This is a genomic window from Metabacillus mesotrionivorans (assembly GCF_052171315.1).
GTDB lineage: Bacteria > Bacillota > Bacilli > Bacillales > Bacillaceae > Bacillus_P.
Genome location: NZ_JBQMFF010000015.1, coordinates 15,709 through 31,959, shown reverse-complemented (window position 1 = coordinate 31,959; position 16,251 = coordinate 15,709). Strand labels below are relative to the sequence as shown.

Sequence of the window (16,251 nt, the reverse complement as noted above, 5' to 3'; positions counted from 1 at the left end):
ACTGGATGGGTTTAAAAATCAGCAAGGGGGATGAACATGGAAACAGTTACATACGGGGTGCACGGAAGATATGCAACAATTGAAATGAACAGACCGGAAGTTCTAAACGCGATGAACGGGCAAATGCTTGAAGAATTGCTGCAGGCGTTTAAACAGGCGGCAGAAAGTGAAGCGGATGTCGTCATTCTCTCCGGAAGCGGAAGAGGCTTTTCTGCCGGCGGAGATATTAAAACGATGCTGAATTCAATGGATAACGAAGGGTTTTCACAGGTCATGGATCTGATTTCAGAGGTAGTCACCACCTTTCATACGATGCCTAAAGTGACTATAAGCGCGATTCACGGGCCTGCAGCAGGACTGGGCTTCAGCCTTGCCCTTGCAGCAGATTACGTCGTTGCACATTCAAGCGCGGTCCTTGCCATGAATTTCATCGGCATCGGCCTTGTTCCTGACGGCGGCGGCCATTATTTTATGAAGAAACGTCTTGGAGAAACGAAAGCCAAACACTTAATCTGGAGCGGCGAAAAGCTGACGGCAGATGCTGCCCTCAATCTCGGTCTTGTTGATCAGGTGACAGATGCGGATCTGCTGGACACAGTAAAGACGCTTGTCGGCGGCATGCTCCAAAGACCGGTCAAAGCAATGATCGCTTCTAAAAACATCTATTCATTCTCAGGCAAAGAGGAGCTTCAGCAAATTCTTACACTTGAAAAAGAAACGCAGTACAACATGCGCCAGTCTGAAGATCATAAAGAAGGCATCAAAGCCTTCCTGGAAAAAAGAAAACCACAGTTTACGGGGAAGTAAAAGGCCTCAGCTTGATTTTCGGACACAAATAAAAAATCGCTCATAATTTGAGCGATTTTTTATATTATCTTTCAAAAAGGATTAATTGTCCGCTCGAGGTCGTGCAGCGGTGCGTTTTTTTCAGTGCATCCTTTTCTTCGAGCTTCTGCGTGCCGATTTGTTTTGCTTCGTGATCAGTGGCTGCTTCAAAGCTTTCATCCAATAATTTTTCCCCGTCTTTGCCAAATGCCGTTAAGTAATACAAGCCCATATGATGGCCCCCTTTGCTTGTGATTGATCAGGCTTCTTTTAAGGTATTCTCACTTTTTTCTTTTTTTCCTGCAATAGATGAAACATTTGTATGACACGGAACGTACATAAACGGACAGGAGGAATCAGGATGACATTAAAACTAGAAGGCATTACGAAAAGGTTCGGGACTCATACAGCTGTAAACGACTTGTCGCTTGCCATTCCGGAAAGTGAAATGTTCGGGCTTCTTGGAGCAAACGGTGCAGGGAAAACAACGACGTTCAGGATGATACTGGGTCTTTTAAATCCATCAGAGGGCCATATTTCATGGGACGGAAAACCAATAGGCTATCATGCGAGCGATTCAATCGGATATCTGCCAGAAGAACGGGGATTGTACCCAAAAGTGAAAGTGCGGGATCAGCTGATTTACCTTGGACGGCTAAAAGGGATGAAAAAGCAGGAAGCTCTTTCCGAAATGGAAAAATGGCTTGATCGATTCAGGGTACCTGAATATGCAGGCAAAAAAGTAGAAGACCTGTCGAAAGGCAACCAGCAGAAAATTCAATTCATAACAGCTGTTCTTCACAGGCCAAAGCTATTGATCCTTGATGAACCGTTCAGCGGTCTTGACCCTGTTAATGTGGAGCTGCTGAAAGAAGCTGTGCTTGATCTGAAAAAACAGGGAACCTCCATCGTTTTCTCAAGCCACAGGATGGAGCATGTAGAGGAACTGTGCCAGCATCTGTGCATCCTTCACAGAGGAAAGCCTGTTGTTCACGGAAATTTGAAGGAGATCAAACGATCATTCGGCAAAAAGAATGTCATTATTCACGGGGATTTTGAAATGGATGATCTGCAGCATATGAAAGGCGTGACAAAATACAGACAGACGTCATCAGGTGCAGAGCTTCAGGTTACAGGGGAGGAAATATCGCAGGAAATCTTTGCATCCCTGTCCGGCAGAGGATTTGTGCGGAAATTTGAACTGGCAGAACCGTCCCTGAATGATATTTTCATTGAAAAGGCGGGTGCAGTCTATGAATAAGTTCTGGATTATTCTTTTTCATACGTATGTCAGCAAGTTAAAGACAAAATCTTTTTTAATCACAACAGGGATTATTCTCCTGCTGATTGTCGGACTCTCAAACGTGCAAACTGTTATTGAGTTTTTTAATAAAGAAGACCAAGAAGCTGAAAGAATAGCAGTGATTGATCAGACTGAGAGCGATCAGCTATATGGCATTTTTGAACAGAATACGGCTGCTCTTGATAAAAATTTGGAACTCGAAAAAACGGATCAGCCTGAGGATGAGCTGAAAAAAGCCGTACTTGATGAAAAGATGGAAGGCTACTTCATTCTGACTCTTGATGGAGACGGTTTTCCGCAAGGTTCCTATTTTGCCAGAAGCATAGCGGACTCAAGTATTGCGGGCACGTTTGAACAGGCCCTGCAGCAGACGAAGCTTGCAGCGGGCACGGCAAACCTTGGCCTTGAGCAGGAGGACCTGAACCAGTTATTTTCACCTGTAGAGGTAAAAAGCACAGCGCTTCTTGATAATGCGAAATCAGAGGAAGAATTAAATCAGGCAAGAGGACTTGTCTATGTTCTTCTCTTCATTATTTATTTCGCCGTCATCTTGTATGCGAGCATGATTGCCATGGAGGTTGCTGTTGAAAAATCATCGAGAGTAATGGAAATTCTGATCAGCAGCGTCTCTCCGGTCAAGCAGATGTTTGCAAAGCTTCTTGGAATCGGACTGCTCAGCCTGACTCAGTTTGGATTAATTATTCTGGTAGGCTACTATTCGATGAGAGAAAGTCTTGAAAGCGGCGGACTTGCAGGCGGAGGCTTCTTAAGCTTCTCGGATATACCGGCTGGGACTCTTGTATACGCAGTGGTTTTCTTCCTGCTCGGCTATTTTCTTTTTGCCACCCTTGCTGCGTTTCTCGGATCACTCGTTACGAGAATCGAAGATGTACAGCAAATGATTTCGCCGCTGACGTTCATCATAATGGCAGCCTTTTTCATCGCCATGTTCGGACTTGGTAATCCGGAGGCAACATTCATTACAGTTACTTCCTTTATCCCTCTATTTTCGCCGATGATCATGTTTCTCAGAGTCGGCATGCTTTCAGTCCCTGTCTGGGAAGTGGCGCTGTCGATCGGACTGTTGATTGCCACAATCACAGCTCTTGCCGTCATTGGTGCCAGAGTGTATAAAGGCGGAGTGCTGATGTATGGAAAGTCATCCTCCTTCAAGGATATTAAAAAAGCAATGGATATTGCGAAGGATCAGTAAGCAAAAGAAATCAGAGCCGGTTGGGCTCTGGTTTTTTTTGTGGGCAGGTCAAAAACTTAAAGGTTGGTGGCGCTTAACGGGCTGATAAGAACCATTAAGTCAAGAAACTCAGGGTTTGGTGGCACTTATTGAGCTTACAAGAACCATCAATCCAAAAAGCTAGGAGGTTGGTGGCACTTATTGGGTTTGTAAGAACCATCAAGCCAAAAAACTAGGAGGTTGGTGGCACTTATTGGGCTTATAAGAACCATTAAGTCAAGAAACTCAGAGGTTGGTGGCACTTATTGGGCTGATAAGAACCATCAATCCAAGAAACTCAGAGTTTGGTGGCACTTATCGGGGCTGATAAGAACCATCAAGTCAAGAAACTCAGGGTTTGATGGCACTTATCGGGCTGATAAGAACCATCAATCCAAAAAACTCAGAGGTTGGTGGCACTTATCGGGCTTATAAGAACCATCAAGTAAAGGCTGTTTCCCGGAGTTAAACGAGCGATTCCGCATTTCTGTGCAGAACGTGCATTCGTATTTCTATGATGGTACAATATAGAATAAGAGAAAAGTAAAGGAAGGTTCGAGATGAAGGGGATTCGATTTATTCATGCGGCTGATTTGCATGTGGACAGTCCTTTTTTGGGGATGCAGCAGCTGGCAGGTCCGATTTTTGAGAGGCTTAAGGAGAGTACGTTTGCCGCTTTGGACCGTTTGACGGTGCTTGCAATTGATGAAAAAGTTGATTTTATGCTGATTGCCGGTGATTTGTACGACGGGGAGGACCGCAGCCTGAAAGCGCAGCTGAGGCTGAAGAAGGCGTTTGAGAAGCTGGACGAAAACGGCATTCCCGTGTACGTTATTCACGGAAATCATGATCATTTAAGCGGAAAGTGGCTGGATTTAAGCTGGCCTGCAAATGTACATGTCTTTTCGGAAAAGCAGGCTGAATGCAAGGTGTTTGAAAAGAATGGAACGATTGTTCATTTGTACGGGCGCAGCTATCCGGAGAGAGCCGTCTATGAAAACATGACTGCAGCTTTTGAAAAACAAAAAGGCGCAGATTTCCATATTGGCCTGCTGCATGGCTCTGTCAGCGGAAATACGGAGCATGATGCGTATGCGCCGTTTACTGCAGGGGATCTGCTACAGAAAGAATTCGACTACTGGGCGCTCGGGCATATACACAAGCGCATGTCTCTTCGGGAACAGGATCCTCCCATTCTTTATTCAGGGAATGTACAGGGCAGGAACCGAAAGGAGACAGGTGAAAAGGGCTGTTATCTCGTTTCCATGACGGAAGCGGAAACCTCTTATTCATTTGTGCAGCTTCACGATGTGAGGTGGGAGGAACTTCAGCTTTCAGCAGACGGCAGCTTTCAGGACATGCTGAACCGCCTGCATCAGGGACTGGATGACATGAGAAGCAGCAGGGAACCTGTTGTTGTCACGGTCCGGTTAACCGGTACAACTGATTTCTATCATGCCCTTAAAGAGGAACCGGTCCTCTCTGACATGCTTGAACAGTGGAACGAAGAAGAAAGCGACAGAGAAAATTTTGTATGGATTTCGTCTGTTATCAATGAAACGATGCCAATTTCAAGCGCAGATACCCTGCAGCTTGATTCTCATTTTCTGAAAGACCTGACAGAGATGATCCGGGAATTTGATCAATTTGATGATGCCTTGCAGCCGCTCAGACATCACCCTGTTTATAGAAAACACATGCAGGATTTCGGGGAAGAAGAAAAAGAGCAGATCAAAAAAGAGGCAGAAACCCTGATTTTTCAGGAACTTTTTAAACATAGAAGATTGTGAGGCGGAGGAGCATTTGAAAATCATCCAACTGAACATATACGGATACGGACAATTTCATCACACTGAGATTATGCTTGATTCTCCGTCTTTTCAAGTCATCTACGGTGAAAATGAAGCGGGGAAATCAACCATCATGTCCTTTATACAGAGCATTTTGTTTGGCTTCCCCCAAAAAGTGCAGCTTGAAAAGAGATATGAGCCTAAGCACGTCAATGCATATGGGGGATCGCTCGTGGCTGAGACGGTCCAGCACGGACGGGTGAAAATTGAGAGGCTGCCGGGAAAAGCAGGCAGCGGTGTCACGGTTTATTTTGAAAATGGCGAAACGGGCGGCGCAGATGTTCTTCAGCAGCTGCTGTCCTATTTTGATAAAACGGTGTATCAGTCCATTTATTCCTTTGATATTCATGGTATTCAGCAGGTAAGCAAAGTCGGTGCTGACGACTTGGGCAAATTTTTATTATCATCAGGCCTGCTTGGAACGGACGCTGTTTTGCAGACAGAAATGAGCCTTGCAAAAAAACAGGAGCAGCTGTTTAAGCCAAACGGCAAAAAACCTGAAATCAATGCAGCGCTTGCTGCCCTTAAAGATATCCACACCGAAGTGATGAAGGCAAAGCAGCAGCTCGAACCCTACAGTGATTTTATAAATGAAAAAGAAGCAGCAGAACAGTCATTAAGGGAGATCACGGAGAAAAAAAGGGAGCTTGAAGCAGAAGCGAAAAGAATTGGCGAAATCGTTGAAGCCCTTCCGCTTTTTCATGAAGAAGCTGCCCTCAAAAATGAACTCGACAAAGCACAGAGTCATTTTCCGTCCAATGGCCAGAAGCGAATGGAGGAGCTTGAAGGAAGAGAATCTCCTCTCATGTCTGAATATATGGCACTGAAAAATATCATCCGCGAACAAACAGAGGCTATTGAACAAGTTCCGGCTGATGAACGTATTCTCGAGCATAAAGAAGAAATCGAACGGCTGCGCGGAGAGTATTCTGTCTGGGAAATGAAACGGGCTCAGTATGGCCAGACCAGGGCGAAACAAGAAGAAGCTGAAAGCAGAATTCATGAGGAGAAAAAACGGCTGTTTTCCCATGAAATCGACAGCAGCAGCATTCTTGATTTGAACACAGGTGCAGCTGTGAAAGAAGAAATTAGAGAAATTGTAGGAAAACATCAGCACCTGCAGCAGAAGAAACACCTTCTTGACCAGCAGTTTGAACGGGTGAAGGAAAACCTTGAAGAAAGTGAAAGCAGACTGTCTGATTATGCCGAAGGAATGCTTGAGGAAGAAGAAAGAAGGCAGCTTGAGGAACGGGTAGGCAATCTTGAAGAGGTGCAGCGGGCCAATTTGGACAAGAATAAACTTCGGGAAGAGCATCGCGAGGTCCAGACAGAAATTAAGAAGCAAAAAGATGCTGTGAAAAAAAAGAACAGCCGGCTGAAAGGGCTGGGCGTGTTTTTTGCTCTTATCATCCTTCTTTGCACTGGCTGGCTGTTTGCAGAGGGGCTGTGGCTTAGTGGGGCTGCGCTTCTGAGTCTAGGCATGGCAGGTTTCTTCATTTTAATGAAAAGCAGCACAACCGATACGTCTTTCCTAGAGCATCTTCAGAACAAAGAAAAGGAATTAAAAAAGCAGCTGGATGCGGCGGACCATACCTCTGAAAACACCGCAGATATGGAAACGGCAAAGGGAATGCTGTGGAAGGATGAACAAATCAGACGATCATACGAGCTTGAAGAAGTGGTTTTTAAGCAGAGTGAGCGCGCTTATGACCGGACAGTGTCCAGTTTTGATGAATGGGAAAAGGAATACTATACAGCTGATCAGCAGGCACGGCGCGCGTTTGAAGCCCTGCATATGGACAGTTCCTTTTCGCCTCTCGCCCTCCCTGACCTCCTGCAGGCGGCTGTAAATCTGCAGAACGATATTCTGGCATTCAGACAGGCTGAAAAAAAAGCAGAAGAACTTTCAGCTGAACTCACAATTTATGAAAAAAAGGTTGCTTCATTGGCACAGTCCTTTGAAATCGGCGGTACGGCGTGCAGCAGCCTTCTTGACGGCCTTTCAAAGACTTTAAAGGATTCTGAAGAAAATAAGCGGCTGAGGGAAACGGCTGCTGCAAAAAGAGCAGAAGCGGAAGATAAACTTAAGAAGATTGAGGCCGAGATCATTCTGCTCGACGAGAAAAAGAAAGAACTTTTATCACTTGCTGACGCCGTTAATACAGAAGAGTTTTGGGAAAAGGGGAAAGAGGCAGAGCATTTGGCAGCAGTGAAACAAAAAGCCTCCTGGATTCAGCAGCAGCTGAAGACAAAGCAGCACCTGCTGGCACATGAACCTCTCGATTTTTCAAAGGACTATCCAGCAGAAAAGGCTAGATGTGAGCAGGAGCTTATTGCTGCAGCAGACACAGAGAACCAGCTTAAAAAGAAGCTTGCTGAGCTGACAGTACACATTAAAAACATGGAAGAATCCGGGCTGTATTCGGACTTGAAACAAAAGGCTGCGCTCCAAAAAGAAGAAGTGAAGCAGCTTGCCCGTCAATGGGCGGTTCTTGCTGCTGCGAGACATATGCTGAACCAGACGGTAGAGTACAGCAGATCTGTCAGGCTGCCAAGCTTGCTCCTGCAGGCTGAATCTTTCTTCAGCAGGCTGACGAATGAACGGTATGTGAGGGTTTTTCTCCCTGAAAATGAACAAACCATGACAGTTGAACGAAAAGATGGAACCCGATTTGCAGCGCACGAACTTTCCCAGGCAACAGCAGAGCAGCTTTATATCGCGATCCGGCTGGCGCTGGCATGTCATATCAGTACATCTGAAGCCATGCCGCTGCTGATTGATGATGGATTTGTGAATTTTGACAGGGAACGGACAGGCAGGGTGATGGAACTGCTCAGAGAGCTGTCTAAACACCATCAAATTCTCTTTTTCACCTGTCAGGAACATTTGTTAAAGCTGTTTCATGAAAGTGAAATTCTGGACCTGGAAAAGAAGAAGAGGGCTGCGGGCCTGTCTCCTCATTCCTGACGCACGGTTTACAGCAGATAAAACAGACTGATTATGCTATACTCAGAATACTGAGTCACTATGGGAGGGACCGCATTATGACGCCAAAAGGCATAAATCATTACGGGGTAGGAGAGCAGGCAGACGTATTTTTGCTTGTTAAAACATCCACTAAAGGCATTGCAAGCAACGGGAAACCGTTTTTAACGCTTATTCTGCAGGATCAATCCGGAGAGATCGAAGCAAAGCTCTGGGATGCAGGTCCTGAGGATGAAGCATCATACAGTTCGCAAAGCATTGTTAAAATATATGGAGACATTCATCATTACCGCGGGCGCAATCAGCTGAAGATCCGCAACATCCGCACAGCATCCGCTGCTGATAACGTAAAAATATCGGATTTTCTTGAAACGGCCCCGGTCGGACAGGAAGAAATGATGGAAAAAGTCACACAGTACATCTTTGAAATGAAAAACCCGAATATCCAGCGCATTACAAGGTACTTAATGAAAAAGCATCAGAACGAGTTTCTGGAATATCCGGCTGCAACGAAAAACCATCATGAATTTGTATCAGGTCTTGCCTATCATGTTGTGTCCATGCTGGATTTGGCGAAATCAATCGCATCTCTCTATCCCAGTCTGGATAAAGATTTGCTGTATGCAGGTGTCATCCTTCATGACCTCGGCAAGGTTACAGAGCTTTCCGGCCCGATCGGAACGACCTATACGGTAGAAGGAAACCTGATCGGACATATTTCCATCATGGTCAATGAAATCGCAAAAGCAGCAGAGCATCTTGGCATTGAAGGGGAAGAGGTTGTGATCCTTCAGCATCTGGTCCTCAGCCATCACGGAAAAGCGGAGTGGGGAAGCCCTAAACCGCCGCTGATCAAAGAAGCTGAAATTCTTCATTACATCGATAACCTCGATGCAAAAATGAACATGCTTGACCGTGCGCTTGAACGGGTAAAACCAGGCGAATACACGGAGCGGGTTTTTGCTCTTGATAACCGGTCGTTCTATAAACCTTCCTTTCATAAATAATGACAAAGCCCTTTCTCTTTTTTCAGAGGAGGGCTTTTAATTTTTTTTTGATAAAGGGATAATCGGCCAGGCTCTCACATATAGTGCAGTAAGAGGCTTGTCAAAGAAAAGGGGGAAAAAGGGCATGATTTTGCTGCCATGGTGGGTATACCTCTGCGTACTTGGGATTTTATACAGCGGCTACATGGCTTTTTCAACAACGAGAAAAGAAAGAATCGTTGAAGAAGCCTATATAGAAAAAGAGGGCAATGTGTACATCGAACGGATGATGAAAGAACGCGAATCGCGGAAAAAGAATGAGGATGAAGAGAACTGAAGATGATGAGAGAGCAGCTGGGAGCGAATGTTCCCGGCTGTTTTTGTGTGTGATGAAATATAGATTTGTGTCCTGCGTGAAGTGTTCCGAGGTGTGAATGTCACAAAACAGGAAGGAATGTGCCCTTCGTGAAGTGTTCCAAGGTGTGAAGGTCTCAAAACGGCAAGGAATGTGCCCTTCGTTAAGTGTTCCAAGGTGTGAAGGTCACAAAACGCGAAGGATTAGGCCCTTCGTTAAGTGTTCAAAGGTGTGAATGTCACAAAACAGGAAGGAATGTGCCCTTCGTGAAGTGTTCCAAGGTGTGAAGGTCACAAAACAGGAAGGAATGTGCCCTTCGTTAAGTGTTCAAAGATGCGAAGGTCACAAAACATGAAGGGATGTGCAGTTGCAGGATATGTAAGCACGTGCTTTTAACGACGATACAACAATACAAACAAAAATACCCCGAAGCATTCACTTCGGGGCATGTAACAATTCTTTATTATTGACCTTCAGCCGGAGCAGCTTCAGGAGCTTTGAATGTATCTTCAAGATCTTTGTCTTTCACTTTCACGTCAGCTTCTTTCAGGGCTTTGTCAAGAGCTCCCTGAACAGCATCTGGCTGGCTTACTTTTTGTTTTTTCACGTCAGCTTCAAGCTGTTTTTTCATTTCTTCGTAAGGTTTTACTGTTTCGGTTACTTTGATGATGTGGTAGCCGAATTCAGATTTGACCGGAGCGCTTACTTCACCTTCTTTAAGAGTGAAAGCTGCTTTTTCGAACTCAGGAACCATTTGTCCCTCGCCAAACCAGCCTAAGTCGCCGCCGTTTTGTCCTGAAGGATCTTTAGATGCTTCTTTTGCAAGATCTTCAAACTTTTCGCCTTTATCAAGACGTGATTTGATTTCTTTTGCTGTTTTTTCGTCTTCAACAAGGATGTGGCTTGCTTTTACTTTGCCTTTAAGTGTTTCGTAGTATTGCTTTGTGTCTTCGTCTGTTACTTTTACTTCTTTTTCAGCTGCTTTTTTGCGGAGCAGGTCCACTTTTACCATATCTTTAACAGTCTTTTCGCCTTGCTGCTGAATGACTGCTTCAAATTGAGGGCCATATTGCTGTTTTAAGTTGTCGATTTCCTGATCTACTTCTTTGTCCGTTACTTTGTAGTCTTCGCTTAATACTTTTTCGTGGACAAGCTCTGTCAGAACATCTTTTCCAAAGCGGTCTTTCATTGCTTCGTAAAATTCATCCTTCGTTACGTTGCCTGCTTTTGTTTCAGCGATGACTTCTGAACCGCCATCATTGTTACTGCATGCGCCAAGTGCTAAAACACTGGATGCTGCTGCTAATGCGAGAGCAAATCTTTTCATCTGATACAACTCCTGATTCTGTTTTTAGTAAGGATGTTTCGCCTTTTCTGCGGGTTTATGTGTGAAAACAAGTATGTACATGCAAAAAGGCAGGGGCGGAATATCCTCAAGGCAGCGGACTGCCTAATAATTGGAACACTATACCACATTGTGCCATGAACTAAAAAGTTTTGCAATAGGACCAGGGTAATCAGGGCATTCGTCTAGGTCAAATCGTCAAAACGTCCATATGATGTATGGAACACCGATAAGGGAGGTTTTCATTATGGGATATGGATATTCAAACGGTTTTGCATTGCTGGTGGTTCTGTTCATTTTATTGATCATTATTGGTGCTTCTTATATTTACTAGGAAGCGAAGGGCTAAAAATTTTCAAACAAAAGACAGTCGCCTATTCGCTGTAAAGTGATCATGCATAGTATATCTTACCGACGTATAAAGGAGGTGTCATTATGGGAGGATACGCTGGAGGTGGCTTCGCGTTAATCGTAGTTTTGTTCATCTTGTTGATCATTGTTGGTGCTGCTTGGCTGTAAGCCAAAACTAAAATAGCTGACAGATTATCTGTCAGCTATCATTGTATAAGCTGTATGCGGGTGTTTGCATACAGCTTTTTATAATGGTGAAATCTAAGTAAACAAGATTTCTATGTAAGATGAAACTAATAAGATGGTGATCAGGACATTGATTGTCCGGAATACTTTTGTTTGTCGGTCTTCAGGAATCTCTCTTACCAGGCAGAGTGCGCTGGTTAATTTATTGATATAGAATAAGATGAACACTGCAAACAAAATGAAAAAAGCTATCATATGAGATTCCCCCTCTCCTCACTGATACATATAACATTACCAAAAATCCAATGAAAAAGATAGCAATGACTCCTAATAAATAGCAAAAGAAAAGCATCTCAGTAGTGAGCTGCTTTCCTTAACCGGAGTCAAGCCTATCCTATTCGGCATTGCTCCACGTTATGATCTTATTTTTGGAAGAGGATTTCAAAGCTCTCGTCCGCTTCTTCAATGTAGCAGGCCTTGGGAGCCTTTAACAGATGATTCATGTAAATAAAGTCTGTTATACAAATTCCGGTATGAAAGGCGATTCCCAAACTGAAATAATGCAGGTAAGATGGAAAAGCAATCAAGCCGGCAGCAAGAGATGAGTTCACAAGCACAATTGGCGCTGCAAGAGACAGCAGCATCATCGTTTTTGATACATTGCAGTTTGTTTTTAAATAGATAACCGGTAAATAGGATTGAAGCCTGCACTTAAGTGAGACGCGGTATCCGGCCATCCACAGCGGCAGGGCATGCAGCAGTTTGTGGCAGGGCACGACGCAGAATGCAAACAAAAGCAGCAGGAGAAAGTGATCTGCTTTAAGATGGATGTATGGAAAAACGACCATTAATGGCAGATAGATGCCGATAAACGTAGTCATCATGATGAATGCAGCTAATATAGACAATTTATGGAATCCATAATCTTTTGAAAGATTAATGGTTTTCCAGCAGTTCATTAAAATCACCGTCCGAAAATCATGTCTGTGACATAATTGGTATTGAAACATAGAAGCTCAGTCCGGCTCCGTTACATACTTTACGATGCCTGAACAGAAATTGCAATATGAAATTTCGGATGAAAACGGTTAAAATAAAAAATAGGAATCTTTTACAAAAGATGAGCCTACCTAAATGAGTCCGAATGATTTAAAATATAGAAACGAATCAGAAGGAAAGAAGTGAACGGAGTGGAATCGTTTGAAAAACGCATGGCCAATTTGGAGTATTATCAAAAGATGCTGATTAAGATGGCTGATGCAGAAAAATATCCCTTTTATGTATCGGTTATGAAGGCGGGTCTTTCAGCAGAGGAAATTGAAGAGATCCATCGTATATGCAGGGAACTCGAAGATATGCTTGCAGAACAAAAAGAGCAAGGGCTTCTGAATTACGAAAGCCTTCTTACTCTTTTTGCGGGTCAGCTGAATTATAAGCTGTCTGTCGATGACACCATTATTCACCTGCATAAACAGGGCCTTTATGAGCCGCTGATGGGTGAATTCAGAAACATTATTCGGAAATAGCCGGAACAGTTTCAGCTTCTGGGTCTGCAAGCTTTTTCAGCTTCCGGTTTTCCTCAACAAATTCCTTTTCGATGTTCGTAAAGGAATGCTCGAAGATCTCCATAAAATCGTCCCCGTAAATATTTCGAATGATGCACATCATTTCCATAATCTCAGGGAATTTTCCGTATAAGTTTTGAAGGGGCAGGGCTCCTTTAAAAACGGCATTTCTGCTTGGATCATAATCTTCAAGCAGCTTCAGAAGAATTTCTTCTCCCTGCTCTGTCAGCTGAATGTACGTATTCCGTTTGTCATTCTGCTTTTTCGAAAACTCAAGATAGCCTCTTTCTTCAAGCTTTTTTGAAAAGTTAAAGGCTGTTGAAACATGCATGACCCCGAATTTGGCAATCTCGGAGATTGAAGCGCCCTTTAAATGATAGGCAATCCATAAAATATGGTGCTCATTTATGTTTAAGTCATAGGGCTTTATCCATTGCTGCCAGTCTTTTTCGATGGATTTCCACAAAGCTTTGCTCAGCTGAGCGATTCTCTGGCTGAATAATAAGGCTTCTTTAATGGAATAATCCTGTTCGTTTCGTTTCATCCCCAGTCACCTACTTTTTCTCTTTTACTCTTATATTCTATTATGCCAATAAAATAAAGATTAATAAAGATTAAATTTACAAAATTTTTAAATAAATTGTAAAAAAGACCGGAAAAGCGTTGTTTTACTCACATAAAAAAAAGAACGGCCTGTGAGAAAATCTGCCGCTCTTTTTTAAATATTGGTTTGTCTACAAAAACAATCTATTTGTTCAGTGTTTGCTCAAGCTCTTTTATTTTTTCTTCAATCTGGCTGATTTCTTTTTGAAGCTCTGCTTTATGCGGCTCAATTTCCTCCTGCCAGGTCTGAATTGATTTCTGCAGATCAGCCGTTACATCCTTTAGTACGACAGCGCTTTCTTGAGCTGTCTTTACAACCGAGTCTTTCAGGGAGATGCTGTCATCTTTCAGCTGTATGAGGATGGATTCGAGTTTTTGTTTGTTTTGCTTTAACTGAGTCCGCAGGTCCCTGCCGGAAGAAGGTGCTGTCAGGATGGTCGCAAGTCCTCCGATTACGCCTCCTACAAGCAGGCCTGTCATTAAAGATTTTCCATTTGCCATAAGTATCACTCCAGTTTTTTGTTATGTACATATAGACTCTAAGGAAGTCTTTCCTTATTAAATACCCTCTGTTAAGGGAGATAAACGCTTGTTTTACTCATAGCATATGCCGTTTTTGCATAGGTATGAGTAAGGACATGAAAGGGGAGGGGGAAGAGTGGCCGGAGTTATATTTCTGTTTTTTGCACTCAGCGTACTTCTGTTTACCGGATCGTTTCACTATCTGAGATTGGCTCAGCAGTCCGCTTCCTATCCGCCTAAGCATATTGTTCATCAAAAAGCAGCAGTCCTTGCAGGCGGAGGAGCCATTGCACTTCTAGTTGGGATCTTATTTTATACCATATAAGTTTTAAAAAACCCGACCGTTTAGGATCGGGTTTTCGTTTAATTAAGTGCAATTTTCGAACGTTTAAGGATTGTCTGCACAATCGGGTATATAAAGACCATTGCCACAGTGTTCATCGCAACAGCAGGAAGAACAACTGCGAGAAATAATGCTGTAAATCCAGCTCCGCCAGGCAGGCCTACGATAAAAAAGGCTGCTGTCAGGAATACCGTTCCTGATACGAGTGTGCCGACAGCTGTCAAGACGCCCGCTCCTGCTACAGTTGAAGCATATTTCTTAATCATCAGTACAAGCACGTAGAAAACCAAGGCTGTTACAATTTTGTCAATCACATTCGGCAGCTGTCCTCCGGGGAAGCTTGTTGTCAGGCCTGAAAGGACCCCTGTAACTGCTCCAAGCAGGAAAACGTTGCGGATGTGCGGGAAAAGCAGAATGCCTAAAAACATCATCGTCAGCATCATATCAGGCTTCATGCCTCCGAAGATCGGCGGAATAATGCCGTGAAGCGCCAAACCCATTGCGACAAACAAAGATAACACCACTAGTACTCTTGTATTCATTTCTCAACTCTCCTCAGTCTAAGCTCTTTTTTTGGCCTCCCCAATAATGACCTCTGTCTTATTGCGGGAGAACTTAAAAACAGTATAACAGGTATTTCTTCCCTTGTAAAAAAGATTATCCGTGTTTTTTCTGGAATTCCGACATGAATGCTGCAAGCGCTTCGCAGGCTTCAAGAGGTACGGCGTTGTAAGCGGAAGCACGGCATCCTCCAATAGAACGGTGTCCGTTTAAGCCCGAAAATCCTCTTTCTTTTGATTCCTTAAGAAACGCTTTTGTTAGTTCTTCATTCTCCAAAGTAAAGGTAATGTTCATGTTCGAGCGGCTTTCTTTTTTCGCATGGCCCCTATAAAATCCGCCGCTTTCGTCAATGCATGAATAAATGATCTGTGCTTTTTGCTCGTTCAGCTCTTCGATGGCTGAAAGCCCGCCCTGTTCTTTGATCCACTCAAGCACTAAAGAAAGCATGTAAATGGCAAAAGTAGGCGGTGTATTATAAAGCGAATTCTGTTTCGAGTGAGTCGCATATTTCAAAATGGAAGGGATGTCCTGATTGGCATTCTCAAGCAATTCTTTTTTGACGATCACAACTGTGACTCCTGAAGGACCGAGGTTTTTCTGCGCCCCTGCATAGATAAGGGAAAATTGGCTGACATCAATTTTCCTGCTCATAATGTCACTTGACATATCCGCTATTAAAGGAAGTTTTGTTTTCGGAAAGTTCTTCCACTGTGTGCCGTAGATTGTATTATTGGATGTAAGGTGGACATAGCTTCCTTCTGAAGGATCTTCAAATTCTTCAGGTACAAAGGTGTATTGATGATCTTTTGAAGAAACGATAACTGCTGTTTCTCCCAGCTTTTCCGCTTCTGCCAGTGCTTTTTCAGACCAGACGCCGCTCATCACAAAGTGAGCAGGTGAACCGCTTTTGAGAAAATTCATCGGAATCATTGCAAATTGCAGGCTCGCTCCGCCCTGCAGGAACAGAACTTCATATTCTTCGGGGATGCCCATCAGCTCCCGCATCAGTTCGGAAGCTTTGTTATGTACATCTTCGTATGGTTTGCTTCTGTGGCTGAGCTCCATGACCGACATGCCTGTACCTTTAAAATCAATAAGTTCGCTTTGTGCTTTTTCCAGAACTGCAAGCGGGATGGCTGCAGGTCCGGCATTAAAATTGTGCGTACGTTTCATGAAAAATAACACTCCTCACTCTGTCGCTGTGATTGATTAAAATTTCTATTTTTATATCCTAACATG

Annotated in this window: 19 protein-coding genes; 11 read left to right on the top strand and 8 right to left on the bottom strand. The window is 43.7% G+C overall.

Annotated elements, in window-relative coordinates; genetic code table 11:
• Nucleotides 1-36: 36 nt before the first annotated feature.
• Entirely contained in the window at nt 37-807 is a 771-nt protein-coding gene (locus ACTSEZ_RS20695) for an enoyl-CoA hydratase (RefSeq protein WP_369736123.1), read from the top strand.
• Nucleotides 808-871: 64 nt separating this feature from the next.
• Here the strand turns inward: ACTSEZ_RS20695 and ACTSEZ_RS20690 are convergent, their stop codons facing one another.
• Nucleotides 872-1,057, bottom strand: a complete 186-nt coding sequence (locus ACTSEZ_RS20690; protein WP_369736122.1) for a YhzD family protein — start codon at nt 1,055-1,057, stop codon at nt 872-874.
• A 129-nt stretch (nt 1,058-1,186) separates the two neighbouring features.
• Between ACTSEZ_RS20690 and ACTSEZ_RS20685 the strand changes: the two genes are divergently transcribed.
• From ACTSEZ_RS20685 to ACTSEZ_RS20660, 6 genes are all read left to right on the top strand, one after another.
• Nucleotides 1,187-2,086 (top strand): ABC transporter ATP-binding protein, encoded by a 900-nt coding sequence (locus ACTSEZ_RS20685; RefSeq protein WP_369736121.1) that lies wholly within the window; start codon nt 1,187-1,189, stop codon nt 2,084-2,086.
• A complete protein-coding gene (locus ACTSEZ_RS20680) occupies nt 2,079-3,341 on the top strand; it encodes an ABC transporter permease (RefSeq protein ID WP_369736120.1) in 1,263 nt (420 codons plus the stop codon). The genes ACTSEZ_RS20685 and ACTSEZ_RS20680 overlap by 8 nt, the downstream gene beginning before the upstream one ends.
• A gap of 578 nt (nt 3,342-3,919) precedes the next feature.
• Complete coding sequence (locus tag ACTSEZ_RS20675; protein WP_369736119.1) at nt 3,920-5,149, top strand: metallophosphoesterase family protein; 1,230 nt, start codon at nt 3,920-3,922, stop codon at nt 5,147-5,149.
• A 13-nt stretch (nt 5,150-5,162) separates the two neighbouring features.
• Nucleotides 5,163-8,177 (top strand): ATP-binding protein, encoded by a 3,015-nt coding sequence (locus ACTSEZ_RS20670; protein ID WP_369736118.1) that lies wholly within the window; start codon nt 5,163-5,165, stop codon nt 8,175-8,177.
• Nucleotides 8,178-8,254: 77 nt separating this feature from the next.
• Nucleotides 8,255-9,202 (top strand): 3'-5' exoribonuclease YhaM, encoded by a 948-nt coding sequence (gene yhaM / locus ACTSEZ_RS20665; protein WP_369736117.1) that lies wholly within the window; start codon nt 8,255-8,257, stop codon nt 9,200-9,202.
• A 124-nt stretch (nt 9,203-9,326) separates the two neighbouring features.
• A complete protein-coding gene (locus tag ACTSEZ_RS20660; RefSeq protein WP_029283679.1) occupies nt 9,327-9,518 on the top strand; it encodes a sporulation YhaL family protein in 192 nt (63 codons plus the stop codon).
• Between the two features lie 481 nt (nt 9,519-9,999).
• Here ACTSEZ_RS20660 and ACTSEZ_RS20655 read toward each other — a convergent pair whose 3' ends face one another.
• On the bottom strand, nt 10,000-10,863 hold the full coding sequence (locus ACTSEZ_RS20655; RefSeq protein WP_369736116.1) for a peptidylprolyl isomerase: 864 nt from the start codon (nt 10,861-10,863) through the stop codon (nt 10,000-10,002).
• A gap of 265 nt (nt 10,864-11,128) precedes the next feature.
• On the opposite strand from ACTSEZ_RS20655, the gene ACTSEZ_RS20650 reads away from it, so the two are divergent.
• A complete protein-coding gene (locus tag ACTSEZ_RS20650; RefSeq protein WP_369736145.1) occupies nt 11,129-11,215 on the top strand; it encodes a YjcZ family sporulation protein in 87 nt (28 codons plus the stop codon).
• 101 nt (nt 11,216-11,316) lie between these two features.
• Nucleotides 11,317-11,400: a YjcZ family sporulation protein gene (locus ACTSEZ_RS20645; protein ID WP_035319514.1), complete on the top strand. Its 84-nt coding sequence runs from the start codon at nt 11,317-11,319 to the stop codon at nt 11,398-11,400.
• 93 nt (nt 11,401-11,493) lie between these two features.
• Here ACTSEZ_RS20645 and ACTSEZ_RS20640 read toward each other — a convergent pair whose 3' ends face one another.
• Together ACTSEZ_RS20640 and ACTSEZ_RS20635 are read right to left on the bottom strand one after the other, a co-directional pair.
• Entirely contained in the window at nt 11,494-11,673 is a 180-nt protein-coding gene (locus tag ACTSEZ_RS20640) for a hypothetical protein (protein WP_029283683.1), read from the bottom strand.
• 167 nt (nt 11,674-11,840) lie between these two features.
• The gene (locus tag ACTSEZ_RS20635) at nt 11,841-12,377 is read right to left on the bottom strand and encodes a DUF3267 domain-containing protein (protein WP_369736115.1); all 537 of its coding nucleotides are present in this window, start codon (nt 12,375-12,377) and stop codon (nt 11,841-11,843) included.
• A 222-nt stretch (nt 12,378-12,599) separates the two neighbouring features.
• Between ACTSEZ_RS20635 and ACTSEZ_RS20630 the strand changes: the two genes are divergently transcribed.
• Nucleotides 12,600-12,944 carry a DUF1878 family protein gene (locus ACTSEZ_RS20630; RefSeq protein ID WP_369736114.1) on the top strand — a complete coding sequence of 115 codons (345 nt, stop codon included), beginning with the start codon at nt 12,600-12,602 and terminating at the stop codon, nt 12,942-12,944.
• Here the strand turns inward: ACTSEZ_RS20630 and ACTSEZ_RS20625 are convergent.
• The gene (locus ACTSEZ_RS20625) at nt 12,931-13,527 is read right to left on the bottom strand and encodes an HTH-type transcriptional regulator Hpr (RefSeq protein ID WP_029283689.1); all 597 of its coding nucleotides are present in this window, start codon (nt 13,525-13,527) and stop codon (nt 12,931-12,933) included. The two genes, ACTSEZ_RS20630 and ACTSEZ_RS20625, sit on opposite strands and share 14 nt — an antisense overlap.
• Nucleotides 13,528-13,730: 203 nt before the next feature.
• A complete protein-coding gene (locus ACTSEZ_RS20620) occupies nt 13,731-14,087 on the bottom strand; it encodes a YtxH domain-containing protein (protein WP_369736113.1) in 357 nt (118 codons plus the stop codon).
• A 157-nt stretch (nt 14,088-14,244) separates the two neighbouring features.
• Between ACTSEZ_RS20620 and yhzF the strand changes: the two genes are divergently transcribed.
• Nucleotides 14,245-14,433 carry a membrane protein YhzF gene (yhzF, locus tag ACTSEZ_RS20615; protein ID WP_369736112.1) on the top strand — a complete coding sequence of 63 codons (189 nt, stop codon included), beginning with the start codon at nt 14,245-14,247 and terminating at the stop codon, nt 14,431-14,433.
• Between the two features lie 38 nt (nt 14,434-14,471).
• On the opposite strand, the gene ACTSEZ_RS20610 is transcribed toward yhzF, so the two are convergent.
• Nucleotides 14,472-14,993 (bottom strand): tryptophan transporter, encoded by a 522-nt coding sequence (locus tag ACTSEZ_RS20610; protein WP_369736111.1) that lies wholly within the window; start codon nt 14,991-14,993, stop codon nt 14,472-14,474.
• A gap of 115 nt (nt 14,994-15,108) precedes the next feature.
• Nucleotides 15,109-16,185 carry a 3-phosphoserine/phosphohydroxythreonine transaminase gene (gene serC / locus ACTSEZ_RS20605; RefSeq protein ID WP_369736110.1) on the bottom strand — a complete coding sequence of 359 codons (1,077 nt, stop codon included), beginning with the start codon at nt 16,183-16,185 and terminating at the stop codon, nt 15,109-15,111.
• Nucleotides 16,186-16,251: the final 66 nt, after the last annotated feature.